Below are 5,297 nucleotides of genomic sequence, written 5' to 3'. Positions count from 1 at the left end.
TCGGTTTTCAGGTTCCGATTCCTCCGGCTACTTCCAGACTCGACGGTACCTATGGAACGGGGCAGGCGCGATGGTGCGGGATTTTCCGCTGAGCGGTATTGGTCTCGATCAGTTTCTCTGGCTCAACCAGGCAAGGTACATCGATCCGCGCATCTGGGATGAGCGATACTCATCTCATCCGCACAACCTCGTGTTCGACAGCTGGCTTAGCCTGGGAATGCCCGGCCTGATCCTGTTGCTGGGGTTTCTGTGTGCCGGTGGATGGTTGGTATGGAAGTCACGCATAGGGAGAATCGCGCTCTCGCCATGGCAACTCGGCGCTCTTGGGTGTCTGGGAGCCGGAGTGGGACATGGTCTGGTCGACAATGGATACTTTCTCACCGACCTCTCCGCCATGACCTGGTTGGCGATTGCGCTTGTATTGGGCTCGATGTCGCCAATACGACTGGTCCGACATGACTAACGCGGCTATTCGAGGAGATGCAAGACCGGCTATAGCCACTCCATCAATGGCTGTGGCTGTCGTCGCCATCGGAATTCTGGTTGGCTCGGTTGACTGGCAAACGACCGGACTCGTCCTGGCGATCGCTGTCTGCGTTTGGCTCGGCATGAACAAACGTGACTGGGGTCTGGGAGTGCTTGCGCTCACGCTACCGGTGCAGACGTACAGCCAGGTCGGAATCCAGAGTGGATCGGTGACGCTGACCAAAGTTGCAATTTGGTCGCTGCTCGCCGGATGGACGGTCTCCCTTCTCCGTTCCCGTCAGCGCGTCCTGATCGACTTCGTTACCGTTTCGGTCTTTGTATTGATCGCGGCGTTGGTCCTCTCCGTGTGGAATGCGCGCGACGGTGGCATCTGGATCGGAGAGACCTATCGCTGGCTGGCAACGGGCATCATTTCATGCTTCGCCTTCAACACCTACCGGCGAGGGGGAAACCCGCTTCCGTTTCTCGTCGGCTCGCTGCTCGGAGTCCTGGGATCGGTCGTGCTGGCGCTTTGGCAGGTGATCTATGCCGTGGGACCAGAGTCATATCAGGTGCGAGGGTTCCTGCGCGCGTACGGTCCATTTACGCATCCCAATCAGCTGGCGATCTATCTCGAGCTGACCGTGCCGCTCTTCCTGGCGTTGTTGCTCGGTCCTGGGGGTGATGCCATACGCGACGGGCGCTGGTATCTCTCGCCTCGATTGCGGCCGCTTTGGATGGTCGGAGTGTTCGCCGGACTCCTGGGATCGGTGCTTTCGCAGTCGCGCGGTGGATTTGCAGGCATGGCGGCGGGGTTCGCCATCGTGGGGGCAATGCTCATCCCGCATCTGCGAGTCTCGATCGTGCGCCTGGCTCCGCTAGGATTGATCGTCGCGCTCGCGTTGTTGACGATCTCGATTGGGATCGTTTCCGCCGGCGTGAAGACGTTCGCAAATGAGGAGACGCTGGTTACCCCTGCGAATTTCGCGGTGCAGGAACGGCTCTCGCACTGGACTGCTGCGGTTGAGATGGCCAAGGCGCATCCATTTGTTGGAGTCGGAGCGGGAAACTACGACCTAAACTACCGGGACTTCACCCAGGAATGGAGGTTTCGCATAGGTAGAGGGCACGCGCACAACACCTATCTTCATTTTCTTGCACAATCCGGGGTCGTGGGACTGACGGCGTATATCGCCATGCTCATGGGAGTCTCGCTCATCATCGTCCGTTCGATTCGGATCATGCCAGGTGGATCGAGGTTGGCGTTGCTCATAGGTGCTGCCGGGGTAACCGCCGCCACGGGAGCGCATGCCGTTTTCGAGTACGTTCATGTTCTGAGCCTCAATATCCAGTTAGTCGTCATCTGGGCGATGGCAATTGCCATCGGCACCGAAGCGTGGAGCGCGCGGGGGAATTCGTGAGCATCGATTCTGACACCGTGCAGTCCAAGCTCGGGTCGACGCCGCAGTCTGAGTTGCCGCCCGATGCCGATCAACCCGTTGGAGATCCCGCTGCGCTCGGCAAGGGCCTGCTTCGTCCGCGAACGTTGATTTCGTTCGGGTTCGCTGTTGCGATTCTGGTTTTCTTCTTCCGGCGACTCGATCTCGATCTTGCCGAGGTCGCGAGAAACATCAGATCGGCCGACCTGATGCTGCTTTCCGCTGCCATCACGGTCTACGTCGGCACCATCGTGCTGCGCTCAGTGCGATGGCGCTGGATGCTCGTGGTCGCGGGAGCCGGGTCCTTGCCCGGAACGAGGGTGCCTCCCGTTGGGTACTTGACCGCCGTCCTGCTCGTCTCTTGGTTCTTCAACTGCATTCTCCCGGCAAAGCTGGGCGACGCTTATCGGATCTATCGCGTCAAAGTCGACGACGGAATCCGCTACTCCATTGGGTTTGGAACCGTTCTGACCGAGCGGGTGATCGACCTCATGGTGCTCGTGTCGATGCTTGCGGTCTCAGCGCTCGTGGCTTTTCACGGAAACATGCCGTCGGGTGCGTCGAACGCGCTCTATGTCGGGGTTGCTCTCTGTATCGCGGCAGTGATTGGGCTGGTGGTGATCTGGTTCGTCCGCGATCACATCGAGACACGTTTGCCATTGCGCTTTCGCAATCAATGGCAAGCACTGCAGGAATCGGTCTTCGTCAATTTGCGCCGTCCCCTGGTTCCAGCGGTGCTGAGCGCGCTCATCTGGTCGATGGAATCATCTCGCGTGTTTCTCGTCGCGAAGGCCCTCGACGTACACATCTCGTTCCAGCTCGCGATCTTCGTGGGACTGATGGCCGCATTGTTGACGACGCTGCCCTTCACTCCGGCTGGGCTCGGGGTCGTGGAGGTGGCCACTGTTTCCGTGCTGAAACTCGTCGATGTGCCGGTCGATCTCGCAGGGTCTGTCGCGTTGCTCGACCGGTTGATCACATACTGGGGCCTGATTGCGGTGGGTGCGCTGGTCTATCTGTACATGCTCAAGTGGGGAACCCGGAAACGGGCCACCCCGCAGCGCGCCTGACATCGTGCGAGGTGACATCCTCATCGACGTTAGCGCCGCGGTCAATCAGGGCGCCGGAATTGGCCGCTATGCGCGTGAGCTGACCCGTGCGCTCATTCCGCTCCTTTCGGCTGCGGACACGCGATTGTGGTTTGCGCTGGACTCTCACCCGGCCGACCCTCAGCTCCCGGATCGGGATCCCTGGCAGTCGCTGACTGCAACGAGGTCTCTCCTGTCGAGAAGAAATGTCGACCGTTTCTTCTTCCGTGGACAGCTTCCGGCCGGTCCACTTCTGCGGTCTGGTTCACCAGCGGTTTCGTATTCGCCAGACTTTACGGTTCCGCCGGGAAAGAGCGAACACATAACAGTCCACGATCTTGCCTGGTTGCACCCCGAAGCTGAGACTCCTCCGCCACTGGCCTCGTATCTCGAGCCAGTCGTCGAGCGGGCTATTCAACGCGCCACAACGGTCTTCACGGTCAGCAACACAACCCGTGCTGAGATTCTCGAACGATTCGCGCTCCCAGAAGACCGGGTCGTGGTCGCGCCAAATGCCCCGGCTGCCAGGTTCTTCGAGCCAGAAGCGTTGCCGCCCGAACACCTTGCGACCCTGGGCGTGCAAGAGCCGTTCCTCTTGTTCGTGGGCACAATCGAACCCAGAAAGAACCTGAGCACGCTGCTCGCCGCACTGCAACGACTGCCAAACGAGATATCGCTCGTTGTGGTTGGGAGACATGGATGGAAGGCCGACCAGCAACTCGAGCCGATCTCTCGTCCTGGACTTGCCGATAGAGTTGTCGAGCTTGGGTACATCGATGATTCGACAGTCACAGGGCTCTTTGCGGCCGCAGCAGCGCTGGTCTATCCATCCCGATATGAGGGATTCGGTCTACCGATTGTCGAGGCGCTCGCGACCGGAACGCCGGTTGCCGCGTCAGACCTTGCTGTTTTTCGCGAAGTCGGAGAGGATGAGGTCGAGTATTTCCAGCCCACCGATCCAGCCGACATGGCTCGCGCGATCGAAGCCTTGCTCGCTTCGAACCGGCAGGGACGAGACGCGAGGCAGCGTCGAATCGCGAGGGCGCGAATATTCGATTGGCGAGTGAGCGCCGGCGTCGTTGCCAATCGCTTGTTGGCGGAATCCTGAGTGGCGACTGATTCGTACTGGTTTCAAAGGTTCGTGGTCGAGTCCGAGGACCGCACGGATACCGACGTGGTCTGGGCAGATCAGACCGTTGGCCCGACCGCGACCCGGAAGCCAACTCGCGCGGAGAAGCTGTCGATCATTCTGGTAGGTGTGACGGCTATTGGGTTCATCGTACTCATGGTCGTCACGGTCATCGTTGCGGTTTACATTTCCCGTCGATAAGCGCAACAGGAGGCCAATCATGTCCATCGTCGAAGAACGCATGAGTGTTGCGGATTTCCGGGAGCGATTCGAACGCATCCAGTCTGAGGTCGCCAAGATCATGGTCGGCCAGAGCGATGTCGTCGAAGAGGTGCTCATCTGCATACTCGCCGGGGGACACGCACTGCTCGAAGGCGTGCCTGGGCTCGGAAAAACGATGCTGGTGCGCACACTGGCGGACTCGCTGGAGCTCACGTTCAGCCGCATCCAGTTCACACCGGACCTGATGCCGGCAGACATCACCGGCACGAACATTCTGATCGAAACCGAGAGCCGGGACCGCCGCTTCTCGTTCCAGCGCGGTCCGATTTTTGCCAATCTGGTCCTGGCTGACGAGATCAATCGCGCGACGCCCAAGACGCAGTCAGCGCTTCTGGAAGCGATGCAGGACCGAACCTGCACGGTTGCCAATGTGGTCCATCCGATGGCAACCCCGTTCTTTGTCCTTGCGACCCAGAACCCGGTCGAGATGGAGGGCACGTATCCCCTCCCCGAAGCGCAACTCGACCGGTTCTTTTTCAAAGTGCTGGTTCAGTTTCCGAACGAAGACGATCTTGCCGAGATTCTGCGGCGCACGACGTCCAGCCTCGATCTCTCGGTCGAACCCACGGCCACCGGGGAGACAATTCTGGAGATGGGGCGATTGGCGCGCGAGGTGCCCATTGCGAGCGGTGTGAGCGAATATGTCGTCCGATTGGTGATGGCGTCTCACCCGGAGAATCCGCGCGCAACCCAGTCGATTCGTCGCTATGTACGCTATGGCGTCAGTCCGCGCGGCGCGCAGGCGATCGTGCTGGGCGCGAAGATCCGCGCCCTCACGCAAGGGCGATTGAACGTGGCGTACGACGACATCCGCGCGGTGGCGTTGCCAGCGTTGCGCCATCGCATCATCCTCAACTTCGAGGCGGAATCGAACGACGTCTCGAGCGACGATGT

Annotated in this window: 6 protein-coding genes; all 6 read left to right on the top strand. The window is 60.1% G+C overall.

The features are described 5' to 3' along the window. On the top strand, nucleotides 1-463 hold a 463-nt coding region (locus R2855_19815; protein ID MEZ4533252.1), incomplete at its 5' end, for an O-antigen ligase family protein. A 46-nt stretch (nucleotides 464-509) separates the two neighbouring features. Continuing rightward, the gene (locus R2855_19810) at nucleotides 510-1,886 is read left to right on the top strand and encodes an O-antigen ligase family protein (protein ID MEZ4533251.1); all 1,377 of its coding nucleotides are present in this window, start codon (nucleotides 510-512) and stop codon (nucleotides 1,884-1,886) included. Further along, nucleotides 1,883-2,974, top strand: coding sequence for a lysylphosphatidylglycerol synthase transmembrane domain-containing protein (locus R2855_19805; protein MEZ4533250.1), 1,092 nt, complete (start codon nucleotides 1,883-1,885; stop codon nucleotides 2,972-2,974). The genes R2855_19810 and R2855_19805 overlap by 4 nt, the downstream gene beginning before the upstream one ends. Nucleotides 2,975-2,978: 4 nt before the next feature. After that, nucleotides 2,979-4,100, top strand: a complete 1,122-nt coding sequence (locus R2855_19800; protein ID MEZ4533249.1) for a glycosyltransferase family 1 protein — start codon at nucleotides 2,979-2,981, stop codon at nucleotides 4,098-4,100. Beyond that, on the top strand, nucleotides 4,101-4,322 hold the full coding sequence (locus R2855_19795) for a hypothetical protein (protein ID MEZ4533248.1): 222 nt from the start codon (nucleotides 4,101-4,103) through the stop codon (nucleotides 4,320-4,322). A gap of 19 nt (nucleotides 4,323-4,341) precedes the next feature. Further along, the coding region (locus R2855_19790) for a MoxR family ATPase (GenBank protein MEZ4533247.1) at nucleotides 4,342-5,297 on the top strand (956 nt) is incomplete at its 3' end.

This window comes from Thermomicrobiales bacterium (genome assembly GCA_041390825.1).
Classification (GTDB): Bacteria; Chloroflexota; Chloroflexia; order Thermomicrobiales; family UBA6265; genus JAMLHN01.
Note: the sequence above shows the minus strand (reverse complement) of the source record. Positions and strands in the feature narration are given on the sequence as shown.